The sequence below is a fragment of the Verrucomicrobium sp. BvORR106 genome (genome assembly GCF_000739655.1).
Taxonomy (GTDB): domain Bacteria; phylum Verrucomicrobiota; class Verrucomicrobiia; order Verrucomicrobiales; family Verrucomicrobiaceae; genus Verrucomicrobium.
On the sequence record NZ_BATR01000126.1, the window covers coordinates 1 to 15,899 of the forward strand.

At 59.7% G+C, this 15,899-nt stretch carries 15 protein-coding genes; 11 read left to right on the forward strand and 4 right to left on the reverse strand.

What is annotated here, in order from left to right:
* Positions 1-383: 383 nt before the first annotated feature.
* The 7 genes from BV106_RS23770 to BV106_RS23800 all read left to right on the forward strand — a co-directional run bounded on the left by BV106_RS23770 (position 384) and on the right by BV106_RS23800 (position 5,804).
* Positions 384-971: a hypothetical protein gene (locus BV106_RS23770; protein WP_265596019.1), complete on the forward strand. Its 588-nt coding sequence runs from the start codon at positions 384-386 to the stop codon at positions 969-971.
* Positions 972-1,009: 38 nt separating this feature from the next.
* Entirely contained in the window at positions 1,010-1,600 is a 591-nt protein-coding gene (locus tag BV106_RS23775) for a hypothetical protein (protein ID WP_265596020.1), read from the forward strand.
* Between the two features lie 140 nt (positions 1,601-1,740).
* A complete protein-coding gene (locus tag BV106_RS23780) occupies positions 1,741-2,139 on the forward strand; it encodes a hypothetical protein (RefSeq protein WP_038168987.1) in 399 nt (132 codons plus the stop codon).
* Positions 2,140-2,234: 95 nt separating this feature from the next.
* Positions 2,235-2,777, forward strand: coding sequence for a hypothetical protein (locus BV106_RS23785; RefSeq protein ID WP_265596021.1), 543 nt, complete (start codon positions 2,235-2,237; stop codon positions 2,775-2,777).
* Positions 2,778-3,289: 512 nt separating this feature from the next.
* Positions 3,290-3,895, forward strand: a complete 606-nt coding sequence (locus BV106_RS23790; RefSeq protein WP_265596022.1) for a peptidylprolyl isomerase — start codon at positions 3,290-3,292, stop codon at positions 3,893-3,895.
* Between the two features lie 106 nt (positions 3,896-4,001).
* Complete coding sequence (locus BV106_RS23795; RefSeq protein ID WP_038168989.1) at positions 4,002-4,844, forward strand: MBL fold metallo-hydrolase; 843 nt, start codon at positions 4,002-4,004, stop codon at positions 4,842-4,844.
* Positions 4,845-4,919: 75 nt separating this feature from the next.
* Positions 4,920-5,804: an NAD(P)-dependent oxidoreductase gene (locus BV106_RS23800; protein ID WP_081892185.1), complete on the forward strand. Its 885-nt coding sequence runs from the start codon at positions 4,920-4,922 to the stop codon at positions 5,802-5,804.
* Positions 5,805-5,915: 111 nt separating this feature from the next.
* Here BV106_RS23800 and BV106_RS23805 read toward each other — a convergent pair whose 3' ends face one another.
* Positions 5,916-6,356: a hypothetical protein gene (locus BV106_RS23805; RefSeq protein ID WP_038169004.1), complete on the reverse strand. Its 441-nt coding sequence runs from the start codon at positions 6,354-6,356 to the stop codon at positions 5,916-5,918.
* 208 nt (positions 6,357-6,564) lie between these two features.
* Between BV106_RS23805 and BV106_RS23810 the strand changes: the two genes are divergently transcribed.
* From BV106_RS23810 to BV106_RS23825, 4 genes are all read left to right on the forward strand, one after another.
* Entirely contained in the window at positions 6,565-7,623 is a 1,059-nt protein-coding gene (locus BV106_RS23810; RefSeq protein WP_051946247.1) for a hypothetical protein, read from the forward strand.
* Between the two features lie 150 nt (positions 7,624-7,773).
* Positions 7,774-9,579, forward strand: a complete 1,806-nt coding sequence (gene aspS, locus BV106_RS23815) for an aspartate--tRNA ligase (RefSeq protein WP_038168990.1) — start codon at positions 7,774-7,776, stop codon at positions 9,577-9,579.
* Positions 9,580-9,656: 77 nt separating this feature from the next.
* A complete protein-coding gene (locus BV106_RS23820; protein ID WP_038168991.1) occupies positions 9,657-10,787 on the forward strand; it encodes an aldose epimerase family protein in 1,131 nt (376 codons plus the stop codon).
* A gap of 18 nt (positions 10,788-10,805) precedes the next feature.
* On the forward strand, positions 10,806-11,720 hold the full coding sequence (locus BV106_RS23825) for a protein phosphatase 2C domain-containing protein (protein WP_265596023.1): 915 nt from the start codon (positions 10,806-10,808) through the stop codon (positions 11,718-11,720).
* Between the two features lie 340 nt (positions 11,721-12,060).
* Here BV106_RS23825 and BV106_RS23830 read toward each other — a convergent pair whose 3' ends face one another.
* From BV106_RS23830 to BV106_RS23840, 3 genes are all read right to left on the reverse strand, one after another.
* Positions 12,061-13,386: a polysaccharide lyase 6 family protein gene (locus tag BV106_RS23830; protein ID WP_051946249.1), complete on the reverse strand. Its 1,326-nt coding sequence runs from the start codon at positions 13,384-13,386 to the stop codon at positions 12,061-12,063.
* 20 nt (positions 13,387-13,406) lie between these two features.
* On the reverse strand, positions 13,407-14,402 hold the full coding sequence (locus tag BV106_RS23835) for a metallophosphoesterase (RefSeq protein ID WP_038168992.1): 996 nt from the start codon (positions 14,400-14,402) through the stop codon (positions 13,407-13,409).
* A gap of 64 nt (positions 14,403-14,466) precedes the next feature.
* Positions 14,467-15,849 (reverse strand): ectonucleotide pyrophosphatase/phosphodiesterase, encoded by a 1,383-nt coding sequence (locus BV106_RS23840; RefSeq protein ID WP_038168993.1) that lies wholly within the window; start codon positions 15,847-15,849, stop codon positions 14,467-14,469.
* Positions 15,850-15,899: the final 50 nt, after the last annotated feature.

A 15,899-nucleotide genomic window follows, 5' to 3' on the forward strand; every position in this document is an offset into this window, starting at 1 on the left:
ACAAATTTCCAGGCATATGATGATGTGGCTGGGAGGTGGAGCAAGGGGCCAAGGTGCACGCTTGAGCGGGCGGAAGCAGGGCGTTAGGGGCACGCAATACCGTTGTCGGACCGCCGCAACTCCTTTGGAGTAGAGTGACATATTCTCCTGTACCCAACGTAGACTCGCTGGAAGCTCGTCAACATTGGGCTTGTGGCCGAATCCTCTTCGAGGAAGAGCTTCAACTAAGCTGATTTCTTGGCAACACTGCACGCCAGATGCGTGCGCTCTCCAGGCTTCCCGGCACAGGTCACCTCAATTGGCATTGGGCCGCGAGTTCCTCCCTGCTATCCATCATTATTTTTTGCTTGTGCGTTGTCGGGCACTTGTGATGCAATGCGAGTGTGCAGTCCCCCCAAGCACGTCTTCCCACGACCGCCAGTCCAGAGGTGGTTTCGCCATTTAGCGCCAACACCTGGCACTGGATCCTCACGTGTGTCGTGATGATCGGAAGCCTGTTTGTGGGTGGCGCCTTCTTTGCCAAGAAGATGCGGATTCTTCAAACCAAGACCGCCATCAAAGGCCTGGAGATCGCGATGAAAGGCTTCGAGGTAGAATACGGCCGCGCTCTGGGCAAGACCCTGGGCGACAAGGTTGGACTCACGGAAGCTCACGATAGTCTTGCCGAAGGTGACCTGCTGGCCACTCTCATGCATTTGTCCACGACGCACAATCCCAGGAAGGTCCGTTTCTATGATCCCCCTCCAGCAAAGGGACAGGTAAATGGCGTCTGGTTCGATGCAACAGGGGTGGCGCGTCTCAGCGATCCCTGGGGTTCGCCGTATCGCGTCCGGGCAGATTTGAATGGCGACGGGTTGATCCCCGACCCGGCCATCCCAGGGGCGACGGTGCATGCGCAGTACATCATTTGCTCCGCCGGGCCCGACAAAGATCCGACGACCTGGAGAGATAATGTGGCGTCGTGGAAGTGAGAGTGCGAGGAGTGAACGAGGCGAATGGCGATGTATTAATGAACCTTCCCCCCGAAGAACCGTACATCGATCCCGCCGAACTGCGCGGCGAGCGTCCCGTCGTTGCTCCCTCCAGAGTCAATTGGGGGTGTGCGTTGGCCGCCTCATTGATGCTGCTGGTCATTGCGGGTGTCGCGTGGATCACTCTCTTTCCTCGCACTCACAAGCTTCAGACCAAGACCATGATGAAAGGCATCGAGATCGCTTTGAAGGCCTATCAGTCGGAATACAACCGTTGTCTCCTGGTTGAGATGCAGCTTCCTGGAGACCAGAATCTGGTCTTTGAGGGCGAAATCCTGAGTGCCCTCGTGGCAGAATCAACAAAGTACAACCCGCGAAGGGTTCGGTTCTTTGACCCTCCTGTCGCCAGGCGAAAGAAGGGCGGTGCGTGGAGGGATGAATCTGGGACTTGGCGGTATCGGGATGACATGGGGAATCAGATCATGATTCGCTATGACGCCGACCAGGACGGCAAAACGACCGACCCTGACGACAGCAAGATCCAAGTTGAAGCCCCTTACTTGCTTTTCACTGCCGGTATGGATCGCGATCTTTCCTCTACCTGGGACAACCTTAAATCCTGGCAGTGATGTCTGGAACCAAAGAATCCTCCTTCCTTTCGCGCGGGTGCGTCCTTTCCCTCATTGCGTGGGTTGTGGTGGCGTGGTCGGCCTGGGGGCTTTGGAAATCTGTTTCACGCTCCCCTCGCGGTACGCGGGACCAAGCGCAGATGAAGGCGCTTGAGATTGCTCTCAAAACCTATCTTGTTCACTACAACGGATGCCTTCTCGCCGCTGTCGGTGCGCCAGCCAAGGCTGATATTGAGGTCACTCATCGCATTTTGAGTCCGCTGATCGCAGACTCATCCGAATTCAATCCGGAGATGATTCGGTTTCTCGATCCCACAACGGCGAAGTCGGAGAAAGGCGGGGCGTGGAAGGATGCTTCCGGGCATTGGCAACTTCGGGACGAGTGGGGCACGGTTTTTCGCATGCGATTCAGCGGGATTGATGAACAGCCCTCACCGAGGGATCCCTCCGACGTGCTATCTGCAAAATACATCCTCTGGTCAGCCGGTCCCGATAGAGATTTCTCCACATGGGAGGACAACGGCACTTCCTGGAAGTAGCCCACCCCGCTCCTCTCATTGTGCCAAGGAATCTACTCGATGCACCAGAAGTGGTCCCCAGTCCCTCACGTTTTCCTAGGGGCTGCGGGTGCCTCTTGGCGGTTGCCGCTGTCGTCGCGGTTTCCACTCTCCTTCCGTGGTGTGGCACCACTCCAGTGGCTGGTCATCGACGAGACAGTCCAATACGACTGAAGTCCGCATTCAAGAGACTGGAGATTGCCCTGAAAGGGTTCGAGACCGAGTACAACAAGGACCTTCTCATCATCCTTGGGAAGCCTTCGAATCAGGACTTTGAAGTGGGTTCTGACATCCTGGCAGGCCTGACTGCGGATGATCAAACATTGAATCCTCGCAAGATTAGGTTCTACGATCCCTATACGGCCCGCAATCAAAAGGATGGTATGTGGAAGGATGAGGCTGGTAAACTCCAGCTGCGGGACTACTGGGGCAACCCCATCATTCTGCGGTTTGACTCGAATCAGGAAGGGCGAGTCGGTGATCCGGAGAAACCCGGTGAGTTCGTCGAGGGCCGCTATCTATTCTACACGGCAGGACCGGACCGTGATCCTGCCACCTGGAAGGACAATATCACATCCTGGCGAGACATGCCTCGAAAGTTTCTTTGGTTTTGGGACTGAGCCACCTTAGCCAGCAGTCTGCAAGAGGCTCCGGTAGGCTTGACTTCGCGGAAGAGCTGAGGGCTGAAAGCCCGGCATCATGGCAGCCTTGGGCAACGCCCAAGGTTGGCGTTTGTTTTAGATAGTGAGGGCTGTAGGCCCGGGGTCATTCAGGGATGCTCGTCGTGGGGGAGGTTTGATGAAGCCGGGCCTACAGCCCTCTGAAAATTTTGATTACTCATCCCTTGGGCGTTGCCCAAGGCTGCCATGATGCCGGACCTTCGGCCCTTCTGAGGTGGCGTTCCAAGCGCCCAGATGGCTGGCGCGGTATCACGACTCCGATGGACACTTGGGCACTCGAAAGGCATTGCCATCTCTTTTCCCTGATTGCTTTGGATTTCGGGGGGCAGAACCGCCCCACCCCGCGATTTCAGAGCGATCATGACGCATCTGTCCGTCTTTCGCCGGATTACCGGCCCTCTCCAGCAATTTGCCATTGCGCTCCCCCCTACTCCATGCTGCAATCCCGCCCCATGTTGAAGAAAACCTTTATCAAAACGCTGGTGGCCCTCACCATGAGCGCTACCCTCGGGCTCCAGGCCCAGGACGCGGCAACACCCGCCAACAACCAACCTGTCAAAGGCAAAGTGAAAGTCACCCTCGAGACCTCCAAAGGCAACATTGAACTGGAACTGGACGCCGACAAGGCCCCAATCTCCGTTCAGAACTTCCTCAGCTACGCGAACAAGGGCGCCTATGAAGGCACCATCTTCCACCGCGTGATCCCGGGCTTCATGATCCAGGGGGGTGGTTTTACCCCTGACATGCAGCAGAAGCCGACCGACAAGCCCATTGAGTGCGAGTCCAAGAACGGCCTCAAGAACGCCAAGGGCACCATCGCCATGGCCCGCACCAGCAACCCGCACAGCGCGACCTGCCAGTTCTTCATCAACGTGAAGGACAACACCTCCCTCGACTATCCGAATCCGGATGGCTGGGGCTACGCCGTCTTCGGCAAGGTGACCAAGGGCATCGAGCTCTGCGACGCCATCGTGAACGTGCCGACGACCCGCAAGGGCCCGCACGGCGACGTCCCGGTGGAGCCGATCACCATCAACAAGGTGACCGTCACCCAGTAAGAAGAGTGCTGAGTATTTGAGACCACCCTTTCTCCGGCGCGCGTAATCTGAAGGGCGACCCTCAGTTTTTTGCGCGCCGGTACGCTTTTTCACCCCCGCCCAACGGATGCTTCTCCCTCTTGAAGATCTCTATACAGACGTGATTGCCAAGGCCCAGCGTGGCTTGGAAATCAACGATCAAGAACTCGCCAGCCAGGCTGGCGTGGATCCCCAGCTTTTGGAATCGGTCAAATCCGGGACCGTGGACGAGGATGTCCTGGAGAAGATTGCTCCAGTGCTGAAGTTGCACGGGCCGACCCTCGTGGTCATGGCGCGCAAGACTTGGCGCCCGCATCCCTTGGAGATCAATGGATTGCGCCAGTTTAACACGACTTTCGATGACATGACGGTCAACGCCTACCTGGTGTGGGATACCACCACCAAGGCAGGCGCCGCCTTTGACAGCGGAGCAGATGCCAGCGACATGGCCGACATGGCCCGCGCTCTGGGCGTTCGCCTGGAGGCGGTCTTCCTCACCCATACCCATCCCGATCACGTGGCGGACATCGCCACCCTGCGCAAGGGCAAGCAGCCGCTCTATGCCTGTGAAAAGGAACCTTGGGAAGGGGCCACCTTGTTCTCCATCGGCAAGGAGTTCACCATCGGCAATCTCCGCGTAGAGACCCGCCAGACCACAGGCCACTCCAAAGGCGGCACCACGTACGTGATTCACGGATTGGCCCGCCCCATTGCCATCGTCGGTGACGCACTCTTCGCCAGCTCCATGGGCGGCGGGGCCGTCTCCTATGCGGATGCGCTCAAGACAAACCGCGAGTCCATCTTCACCCTGCCAGAGAACACCGTGGTGTGCCCGGGTCATGGTCCGATGACGACTGTCGGTGAGGAGCGTCAGCACAATCCTTTCTATCCCGAGTACAAGCGCGCGCCACATCCGGTGCCCTCCGAGTAGTTCGGTGCCGGCTCCCGCCTCGTTTTCCCTATTCGTTCCCCTTCAGTCTTTCCGGTTCACACCCGTCCTCATCCTATGTCTCCTACCATCGCGTTTGTCGGAGTTGGCCGCATGGGCGCCAACATGGTGCGCCGCCTCATGGATTGCGGCTACAACGTCACCGCTGTGTACGACACCTACAAGGAGGGTGCCCGTGCACTCGCCACCGAAGTAGGCTGCAAGCACGCTGAGACTCTGGCCGAAGTGACGGCCGCCGCCGATGTCATCTTCACGGTCGTCACGAATGACGAATCCATGCGCACGATCTTCTTTGGCGAGGGCGACAACCTTCTGAAGGGCGCTGCGGGAAAGATCTTCATCAATTGCGCCACGGTCTCTCCGGCCATTCATCGCGAGGTGTATGATGCCGCCAAGAAAGTGGGCGCAAATTCCCTGGAAGCCAGCATGGCCTCCAGCATCAGCCATGCCCGCGAAGGCAAGCTCTACCTCATGCTGGCAGGTGATGAGGCGATCTACAACAAGGTCCTCGTCATCATCGAAGACATCAGCGTGAACCGCCGCTTCATCGGTGGGCCCGGTCGTGCGGCCGAGGTCAAGGCACTGGTGAACATGGTGATGAACATCAACACCGCTGGTCTGGCCGAAGGCCTGGGTCTGGCTGCTGCGCTGGGACACGATCTGGATTTGGTCCGCGAAGTCTTTTCCCAAACCGGGGCCAACTCCCGCGTGCTGGAGACGGACGGTGGCGACATGGCCGACCGCTCGCACGACTGCTGGTTCAGCGCTGCGCATGCGGCCAAGGACAGCGGCATCGCCGGTTCCATGGGCAAGGAAGTGGGGCTCAACCTCCCGCTCAACGACGCGACGACGGCTCAATATCGCAAGATGGTGGACCTCGGACTTGGAGAGCTCGACAAGAGCGGGATCGCGGAACTAACGTTCAAGGGCCGCCACGGCTGATGCCTGCCGTCTGAGACGGTTTCAGAGCTTCACAATCAACAAAAAGCCCCGGGATCGCACAGGATCCCGGGGCTTTGAATTTCCAGGCTGGATTGCCCGTACTGGTTGCGGTTACTTCAGCACTTCGTTGTAGAAGCTCTGCCAGTCGTCCAGGTTGTTCAGGCCCACGGCGTCCTTCACGGTGCCGTCATCAGGGCGGCCAGCGGAGCTCAGGATCGCAGCGCGGGTGCCGTCGTCATGAATGTAGCCCTTGATGGCGTCGTTCAGCGTCTGCACAGCGGCCTTGTCCAGGCTGCCGCCTTTCTTGGCGAGCACCCAGCCTTCGAGCTGCACATAGGTGGGTTTGTCGCTCTTGATGTAGGCGAGGAACTCTTCGCGGTCGAGACCGAGGCCGTCGAGCACCATCTGGTCGTAGCCCTTGCCGCAGCCGGGATAGTCAGGATGAAGCTTGCCGGTGGCTTCCAGGGAAGCCTTCTGCCAGAGACGGGGCAGATGAAGCACACCGAGCGGGCCGGCCACGCCGGAGGAAATGAGGGGAACAAACTGGCTCATGATCACAGATAGGGTTGAATTGCGTGCATGCGGCTCCGCTGTGTTGGCGGGGCCGTCGGGGAGTCTGGCGATGGCCTCTGGTACCAGCAAGAAAAAAATCCCTGTCCCCACGGTCAATTTCACCATCAGAATGTGAAAATATCACGGCTCGAAGAAACTTGCGTACATACCCACAGTGACTTCGTTTATGCCCGTTCCAAACATGCCTATGAGATCCACCTTGCTGGCCCTTGCTGCTGTCACCCTCACGCCGTTCTCACTGAGAGCGCATGACGGTCTTCTCGCCCAGAATGCTGTCGCCCCGCCCGACACCGCCTCTGTCACTCAAAACGTCAAACTCGGGGAGGGCGGTCACCAGTTCCAGTCGGTGGCGGGATGGTGTGAGATTCCCAAGGGCAGCGCCGAAGGCGTGTTGGGGGCCACCCACGGGGGCATCGTCGTGGACAAGGCAGGCCTGATTTACTTCAGCACGGATACGGACCGCTCCATCATGGTCTATTCCCCGGAGGGCAAGCACCTGCGTTCCTTCGATCCCAAGTTCAGCGGCTGCCACGGCCTCGCAATCCACGAGACCAATGGTGAGCAGTTCATCTACGCGGCGCACCTCAAGGGTGCCCAGGTAGTGAAGTTCAAGCTGGACGGAACCCCGGTGCTGGTCATCCCCTACCCCGCGGAAAGCGGCAAGTACACCAAGGCTGGTGAATACAAAGTCACGGGCGTGGCGGTCGGCCCCAATGGCGACATCTACGCTGCCGACGGCTACGGGAAAAAGTGGATCCACCGCTACACCGCTGACGGCAAGTACGTGAGCACTTTCGGCGGTCCTGATCCGGATCTGAAAAATCCGACGAAGGAACTCCTCTCCAACCCGCACGGCATCTCGCTGGACTCCCGCGGTCCCCAGCCCCTTCTGCTGGTGGCAGACCGTGAAAAGAACCGCCTGGTGCACTTCGACCTGGAAGGCAAATTCGTCGCCGTGGTCATCGAGAACCTGCGCCGTCCGTGCAGCATGACCATCCGCAATGGCGAGGTCGCCATCGCCGAGCTTCAGGGCCGGGTGACCATCCTGGACAAGGACAACAAGGAAGTGACCCACCTGGGTGACAACCCCAACAAGGGTCAGTGGGCGAACTTCAAGGTGCCCACCACGGACTGGAAGGATGGCATCTTCACGGCCCCTCACGGCATCGGTTATGATGCCGCAGGCAATCTCTTCGTGATGGACTGGAATCAGAGCGGCCGCGTCTCCAAACTCCAGAAGCTCTAGCGCCTCTCCTGTCCCTTTTTTGCCCCCGGTGCCGGAGTTTCCGGCCCGGGGGCTTTTCATTTCTGGGCCACTGGCCCAAGCAGAAACCACAATGCCACTTGCGTAACCCCCGGAAATCTGGCATTTCACCCGCTCGCTTTTTCCCACCCCATGCAACCGAACACCTACCGTACGCACCACTGCAACGAACTGCGCCTCGCCCACGTCGGGGAAACCGTCACGCTGTCAGGCTGGGTGAATTCGGCTCGCGACCAGGGCGGCGTCATTTTCGTGGACTTGAGGGACCGGGAAGGCGTGACTCAGATCGTCTTCCGTTCCGAGGAGAACCCCGAAGCCGCCGCCGCCAGCCACAAGCTGCGTGATGAAGACGTCCTCCAGATCACCGGCAAGGTCGTGAAGCGCCTCGAAGGCACGAACAACGACAAGCTCGCCACCGGTGAGGTGGAGCTCGTCGTTTCCAGCCTGACGATGCTCAACAAGGCCGCCGTGCTGCCCTTCCAGCTCGACAAGGAGCTCAGCAACGAAGACCTGCGCCTCAAGTACCGCTATCTGGACCTGCGCCGTCCGCGCATGACCCGGAACCTGCGCACCCGTCACCGCGTAACGAAGGCCACGCGTGACTACCTCGACGCCCACGGTTTCGTGGAAGTGGAGACCCCCATCCTTTCCAAGTCCACCCCGGAAGGGGCGCGTGACTTCCTCGTGCCCTCCCGTCTCAGCCCGGGCAAATTCTACGCCCTGCCCCAGGCACCCCAGCAGTACAAGCAGCTGCTCATGGTGGCCGGCCTCGAGCGTTATTTCCAAATCGCCAAGTGCTTCCGTGACGAAGACCTTCGTGCGGACCGCCAGCCCGAGTTCACCCAGGTGGACATCGAGATGTCCTTCCCCACGGAAGAAGACATCTACCACCTCGTGGAAGGCCTGCTCAAAGACATGTTCAGGGCTGGCCGTGATGTGGAAATCCCCCTGCCCTTCCCGCGCATCACGTGGAAAGAGGCGATGGACCGCTACGGCATCGACAAGCCCGATACGCGTTTCGGCAACGAGATCACGGACCTCGGTGACATCTTCACCAAGACCGAGTTCAAAATCTTCCGCGGCGTGCTCGACGGCGGTGGAGTGGTTCGTGCCATCAACGCCAAAGGCTTTGCCTCAGTCACGACCGGCCAGATGAACCGCCTCAACGAGATCGCCATCCAGGCCGGTCTTCCGGTGAAGACGCTGGCGTTCATCAAGTACGAGAACGGTGAATACAAGTCCCCGCTCTGGCGCTTCTTCACCGACGAGGAGAAGGCCGCCCTCATTGAGCGTATGAAGATCGAAGAAGGCGACATCGTCTTCTTCGTGGCTGGACCTTGGGAAAGCACCTGCACCATCCTGGGCCGCGTCCGCCTTGAAGTGGCCGAGATGATGGGCACCACGAAGGGCAGCGATGCGCTGAACTTCCTCTGGGTTGTGGACTTCCCCTTGCTCGCCTACAGCGAGGAAGACGCCAAGTGGTGCGCCGTGCACCACCCCTTCACCCGGCCGAAGACTGAGGACATCGGTCTCCTGGAAGAGGGCAAGTACAGCGAAGTGCGTGCCGTCGCCTATGACGTGGTGCTCAACGGTTGTGAGCTGGGCGGTGGCTCCCTGCGTATTCACGAGAGTGATCTCCAGGCGAAGATGTTCAGCGTTCTCGGCGTCAGCGAGGAAGAGCAGAAGATCATGTTCAGCCACATCCTTGAGGCCTTCCAGTTCGGTGCCCCGCCCCACGGCGGTCTGGCCCTCGGCCTAGACCGCATCATCATGCTGGCCGCCGGTGAAGACAGCATCCGTGAGGTCATTGCCTTCCCAAAAAACAACCGCGGCATGGAACTCATGACGGCCAGCCCGAGCCCGGCTGACTTCAAGCAACTTCGCGAGATCTACATCCAGAGCACCTGGAAGGAGAAAAAGGCGGAAGAGCAGGCGTAAGAGGCGGTCGACGTTCGAACAGGGTTGCCAGTCGGTGGCGATTTGTTCAGAATGCGGCCAATTCTTCACGCCAATCCATGAAATTAATACCGACTTTCCTGTGCCTGGCAGCCCTGCTGTCGGGCACTTTGGTTTCTTGTCAATCGCTGCAATCCAGCACCAATATGACCGTCACTGAAGAGCCCTGGGGGGAAACCAAGACCGGACAAAAAGTCAGCCTCTACACCCTGCGCAATGAGAAGGGTATGGAGGCCAAGATCTCGAACTACGGTGGGGTGATCGTGAGCCTCACGGCCCCGGACCGTCAGGGACAATACGAGGATGTGGTGCTGGGCTTTGACAATCTTGCCCAGTACGAATCCTCCAGCCCGTTCTTTGGTTGCATTACCGGTCGTTATGCGAACCGCATTGCCGGCGGAAAGTTCACGATCGATGGGCGGGAGTACGTGGTGGCCAAGAACAATGGCCCCAATCACCTTCATGGCGGTCGCGTGGGCTTTGACAAAAAGGTATGGACCGCCCGTGCGATCAAGCGGGGTGGAGCTGGGCTGGAACTCACCTACACCAGCCCGGATGGTGAAGAAGGCTATCCCGGGACACTACAGTGCAAGGTCACCTATGTGTTGACCAATGACAACAGCCTCGAGATCGAGTACCGCGCCACCACGGACAAGAACACGATCGTCAACCTGACGAATCACAGCTACTTCAACCTCGCGGGTGAAGGCAGTGGCAACATTCTGGGGCACGAGTTGAGCATCAATGCCGACTACTACACGCCGACAGACGACACCCTGATCCCCACGGGCGAGAAAGCTCCCGTGGCCGGCACTCCTCTGGACTTCACCAGCCCGCACAAGATCGGCGAGCGCATCAATGCGGACTTCAAGCCTCTCCGTCAGGGCAAGGGCTACGACCACAACTACATTCTGGATGGCTCCGGACTCCGGGTCGCGGCCCGTGCCAAGGATCCCAAGTCAGGCCGTGTGCTGGAGGTGCTGACCACCGAGCCAGGCGTGCAACTCTACACCGGCAACCATCTTGGGCTGACCGGGAAGAAGGGGCATTCCTACGGTGCCCGTCACGGATTCTGCCTGGAAACGCAACACTTTCCAGACAGTCCCAACCGGCCGGAGTTCCCCACCACGAAACTTTCTCCTGGGGATAGCTACCAGCACACATGCATCTTTAAGTTCAGCGTCGAATAACTGGGTGTGACTCCGACTTTGAAAAAAGCTCCCTTGAGAGCTCCAGGGCCCAGGTTTGAGGTCGAGAAGGACTTCGCCGGCCGCCAGCACATCGGGCACCGCGAGAAGCAGGAGGATTATTATGCCTTCGGCGACGTGTCCGAGAAGCTGGAAGCTCCCTTTACCCGTCTTCTGGTCGGGCTGGGAGATGGCTTGGGGGCACACATCGGCGGCAACGTGGCGAGCTTCCTTCTCGTCAGCGAGTTCGTCAAAGCGTACCGCCGCAGTGCCCTCACGGCCGCCTGGCGGCTCCGGGTGGCTCTGGAGGCGGCCAACGAGGCCCTGCACCATCTGAGTCATCGCCTGCAGTGGAACCAGGCCCCCATGGGCAGTACATTTATCGGCCTCATGGTGGCGGCGGACCACGCCCACTGGATCAGTGTGGGCGACTCCCCGCTCTTTCTGTTCCGGGAGGGGCAGCTGCAACGATTGAATGCAGACCACTCCCTGGCCCCGCTGCTGGATGATCGGGTGAAGCGCGGCGAGATGACGGCGCAAGAAGCCCAGTTCCATCCCGACCGGCATGTGCTCCAATCCGCCTGCATGGGTCTGCCGTTGACGCTGGTGGATGCGCGCATGGAGAAATTCCCTTTGAAACCCGGCGATGTTCTCATCGCCGCCAGCGACGGCTTGCTCACTCTGAACAACGACACCATCCGGGATCTGCTCGCTTTCGGCACGAACACCACGGCCGGAAAGATCGCCGATGCGCTGCTGTTTGCGGTTCGTGGTGCCAACCACCCCCGGCAGGACAATACCACGGTGGCAGTGGTCAAGATGCCACTGGCGGCGAGTGGGAGGCAGGGGCCTGAGGTGGCGGAAGCCTCCAGCGCGGCTTCGGGACCTCAGGGTGCTGGCGCAAATGGTGCTGAGGGAAATTTAGTTAGTGAGTAGCGGCGGAGTAGAGCGCAGGCCTGCGACGACGGTTTAGGGAGTAGTCGTCCCCCCCAAGGAGGCGACGTCGATTGGCAGAGAGAGAACTTGAAGCGGGAGCAACCGTCACCGGCTCTGTTGGAGGTGTCTGGATTTTAGGAAATCACGAGGGGCGCCAAAGCGGTGTCAAGCCACCGGCACTCCAAGACGCTGGCGCGTTGGGCGGTCATGCCAGGTGGAAGGGCACTTTGCTCCAGCGCCTACGAACTTCGCGAAGCGTCTTGGAGTGCGTGCGGCTCGACGCCGCTTTCGCCTGCCGGATAAGCTTTCAATCTCCCCCTCACCTCCGCCAGCCTGCCTGCTACGACGAAGGAATCCGCTTCATCCAAGAAGCCCCCACCGACCCTTCATCCAGCGGCTTCCGCCCTGTCGCTTTCAGCCAGGCCTCATAGCTCACTTCTTGGGCCTGCACGGGCACCACAGGACCTGCATACCCCAGCTCCGCTCCCCCAACCTTTCCGCTGCTCCAGCGCACACCAGCACCTGTGCCCTGCAGCGTCACAATGCGGTTCTCAGAGTAGATCACATTGTCCGCCAACACAGAGCTCTGGGGTTGCATCGCAGCCTTCACATCCTTGTCCGCGTAGCCGATGTTGATGCTTTCCCGGCACTGGTTGATGTAGTTGCCTTTAACCAGAGCGTCTTTGACTTGGAAGTAACCGTTGGCCGGGGAGTTCTCGATCCCGTTCATGAGGCAGATCGCGGCCCGGGCCTCGGTTCCCTCCAGCTTCTCCAGGTAGTTCCCTATCACTTGATGCGCCTCGCCGATGATGCGAATGCCGCCAGTGTGGGCACGGCCATTGCCAAAGAAGGCGTTGCCCTCGACGTAGCAGCGATCCCCGTGCCGGAGGGTCAGGGTGCCCTGGCAATTTCGAAAGACGTTACCATCGTAGAGGTTTTCACAGGATTTGTTGGAGATCACCTCGACCTCCCCGCTGCATTCTTCGAACAAGTTGCCCACCACTCGACACCGGGCGTTCTGCATAGAGGTATCACTGTCTCCCACCCGCAGGATCTCCCCGCCATTCTTGCCCAGTTTGACGCGCTTGCCGAAGTAGTTGGCTTCGATGACGTGGGAGGCCGTGGCGCCGTCCAGCCACACCACCATCAGCGTGCCCTTCCCGGTCTTTCCCACAAAGTGGCAGTGATCGACGGCATGGTTCCGGCCATACAGAGACACCCACTTGCGCTCCCTGCCGTCGCCCACGCCCTCGCTTTCGGTGACGACGCAGTGGGTGAGGCGGCAGTGACTGGCCAGATTCTTCGCATCGAGCCGGAAGCTCACGACGTCGTTCTTCGTGGGGAAGGCGTCCTTGAACCAGAGCCCGTCCACGGTGAGATGACTCCCGGCGATGCGAAGGCTGGAGTTCCCGGAAATCACCACGGCACCGGGCGTGGCAGCCCTCAGGGTGATGGGGGCTTCTTTGCTTCCCTTCGCCGGGAAAACGAGATCCACATCCGTCCATGTCCCGTCTTTCATCACCAGCACATCGCCCGGCCGGGCGGCTGCTGCGGCGGAGCGGAGTTGACCTGCGTCGGCTACGGGGACCTCGGCCGCACCCAGGTGGCCGCCGGTCGTCAGAACGCAGAGTGCCAGCAGGCCTGCCAGGGTAAGGCTCGGGTTCATGGGAAGAACAAATGGATGGATCAGCTCACGATGGTCACCTTGCTGCTCCGGTCCTTCTCAAAGGCATGCAGAAGCTTCCGGTTCGCATCGATGTGCCGCACCACAAACCGGTCCGGCGTGACCTCCAGGTGCGTGAAGCCGTGAATGGCCTGGCCGAAGGGGCCGTGCACCACCCCGTTCTTGAAGTCACGAACGCGGGCTCCGCCGCCGCCGGAGAGCACGAAGGAGGTCGGGTGCCCCTCGAACTCCATGTGCTGCATGTCGTGATCATGTCCGCAGAAGTAGAAATCCACTTTGTGTTCGCGGAAGAGCTTGTCCCAAGCAGCGATGAGCGTCTTGCTGTCACCGTGAACGCCGTTGGTGTAGAGCGGGTGATGGCCCATCACCACCAGCCAGGGCGTGGTGCGGGGCTTGGCCAGTTCCGCCCGGAGCCATTTGTCCTGCTCTGCTTTTTCCTCCGGCGTCAGGGAGGCCACTCGGTTCTTATAGTTGCTGTCCAGCACCAGCACCGTCATGAGCGGATTCACCTGGGGATGCTCCATGCGGTACCACTTGGCGGGCATCGTCCAGCGCGTGCCGGGATTCTCGGCGGCGTAGGCGAGCTGCGCCTTCAGCTTGATCTCCGGCTCATCATCATAGTCGTGATTGCCCAGCATGGCGTAGCAGGGCCCGGGGAACACGTCTGCCGGGTACATGTCCTCGAACTGCGACTTCCACCGGGGATTCTTCAGCCCGCCTTTGAAGGAACCGTAGAAGTTGTCCCCCAGCAGGAACAGCGCCTCGGGCTTGACGGTCATGTCCTTGGTATAGGCGGCCATCCCGCGGGCCACGGCTTCTTGTGGCTTCCATTCCTTTTCCGGGCCCCAATCTCCGATCATGAGCAGGTGGCTCGCTGTCTTGGCCACTTCTTGGGCGGAGACCTGACGATAACCTTGGCCCAGGATCGCCGCGGCACTGAAGGCGAAGGTTTGTTTCAGCAGCCGTCGCCGCGTCAGTTGGAGAGATTCAGAGCTCATGGATTAGAATGGAATGGGAAAAAGGGATTCAATCAAAGACGCGCAGGATGGACAAGCCTCACAGCTATTTCAGGATTTCCGTCAGGACCCGGCCATCCACGTCTTTCATCTCCACACCGAGGAGTTTCGCGATGGTGGGTGCCACGTCCACATTCCCGATCGTATCCAGGACAACACCCTGCTTCACCCCGGCCCCGCTGGCCACGAAGCTGGCGTCCATGAGCGGATTCGCCGGCGAGTAGCCGTGGGCTCCTTTCGGACCCTCGGTCTGCGCGATCAGTTCTTCACCGCCGACGTTGTCGCTGAAGTAGTAGCCGTCTTTGGCAGAGAGGATCAGATCCGGAGCACGGGAATCCTTGTCCCGGGTGATCATGCCGTACTTGGCGTAGTCCTTCTCTGTGATGACTTCTTCCACACCCTCCATGGCGGCCAGTTTCGGGGTGATGGTCTCCAGCAGACTCTGACGGTTGGCATCATCCAGCACATAGATAAAAGCCGCGCCTTGGGAGTAGCTCCACACGGTCCGCTGGCTTGGTTTGTTCCCGAAGGCTTTGATCAATCCCATCTGCTTGAGCAGCACATTGGGCTGGATCATCTTTGTATAGGTGATGAAGCCGTGATCTGAGGTGATCACAAAGGTGGTCTTGTCCTTCAGTCCCGCTTCTTCCACGGCATCCACGAGGTCGCGGACCCGGTTGTCAGAGTCATTGATGGCCCAGTAGGCCTCGGCGGATTTGCTGCCGGAGGCGTGCTCCATGCCATCCACGGAGACCAGGTGGAGCATCAGCAGGTTGGGCTTATGGGTCTTGATGATGTGCTGCGCCATCTGCGAGTACATGTAGTCCCGCTGGGGCTTGCCCAAGGTGCCAGCCTTGCACCACTCCTCCTGTTTCTCGATCGGGATGCCTGCGGCTTTGCACTCTTCCAGCAGGCTCGGGGTGCCGTACTTCAGAAACAACTCGTTGGTCCCCACATCCGGCACCGTCCAGTCGAGGCTCTTCGCATTGCGTGAGGCGGGCCAAATCACCCCGGCGGTTTTGAGTCCAGAGGCATGGGCTACGTCATACACGGTCGGCACTTTGACGATCTCGTCTTTGTCAAAAACCGGGTCCGGCAGGTAGTTCACCGCCTGCTGGGTGGCGCGATCAAAGATGCCGTTGCCAATGACGCCGTGCTTGCCGGGCTGCACTCCCGTGACCAGGGTGGTGTGGTTTGGCCAGGTCACCGTCGGCAGGGAGGACTTCATGCGCTTCGCCCGCACCCCATGAGCCGCCAGCTTGCGGATCGTGGGCATTTTCGCCTTGGGATCGTCAAAGTAGTAGTGCGCGAGTCCATCCACGCTGATGAGGATGACGTGCTGATCCGTCGCGGGGGCCGCAGCATGCAAGGGCTTCACCGCCAACATCATGGCCAAACTGGAAAAACTGAGCAGGAAAGCGCGCTTCATGGGTGACCCGTACGAATTCCTCAAGCTCCAGCTTGCTTGAACTTTGCGTA

Excerpts from the sequence above, each read along its gene's own strand:
- BV106_RS23840 (WP_038168993.1), bottom strand. The coding sequence starts at position 15,849 with ATGAAGCGCGCTTTCCTGCTCAGTTTTTCCAGTTTGGCCATGATGTTG.
- BV106_RS23830 (WP_051946249.1), bottom strand. The coding sequence starts at position 13,386 with ATGAACCCGAGCCTTACCCTGGCAGGCCTGCTGGCACTCTGCGTTCTG.
- BV106_RS23775 (WP_265596020.1), top strand. The coding sequence starts at position 1,010 with ATGAACCTTCCCCCCGAAGAACCGTACATCGATCCCGCCGAACTGCGC.
- aspS (WP_038168990.1), top strand. The coding sequence starts at position 7,774 with ATGCAACCGAACACCTACCGTACGCACCACTGCAACGAACTGCGCCTC.
- BV106_RS23805 (WP_038169004.1), bottom strand. The coding sequence starts at position 6,356 with ATGAGCCAGTTTGTTCCCCTCATTTCCTCCGGCGTGGCCGGCCCGCTC.
- BV106_RS23820 (WP_038168991.1), top strand. The coding sequence starts at position 9,657 with ATGAAATTAATACCGACTTTCCTGTGCCTGGCAGCCCTGCTGTCGGGC.
- BV106_RS23800 (WP_081892185.1), top strand. The coding sequence starts at position 4,920 with ATGTCTCCTACCATCGCGTTTGTCGGAGTTGGCCGCATGGGCGCCAAC.
- BV106_RS23835 (WP_038168992.1), bottom strand. The coding sequence starts at position 14,402 with ATGAGCTCTGAATCTCTCCAACTGACGCGGCGACGGCTGCTGAAACAA.
- BV106_RS23810 (WP_051946247.1), top strand. The coding sequence starts at position 6,565 with ATGAGATCCACCTTGCTGGCCCTTGCTGCTGTCACCCTCACGCCGTTC.
- BV106_RS23790 (WP_265596022.1), top strand. The coding sequence starts at position 3,290 with ATGTTGAAGAAAACCTTTATCAAAACGCTGGTGGCCCTCACCATGAGC.
- BV106_RS23780 (WP_038168987.1), top strand. The coding sequence starts at position 1,741 with ATGAAGGCGCTTGAGATTGCTCTCAAAACCTATCTTGTTCACTACAAC.
- BV106_RS23795 (WP_038168989.1), top strand. The coding sequence starts at position 4,002 with ATGCTTCTCCCTCTTGAAGATCTCTATACAGACGTGATTGCCAAGGCC.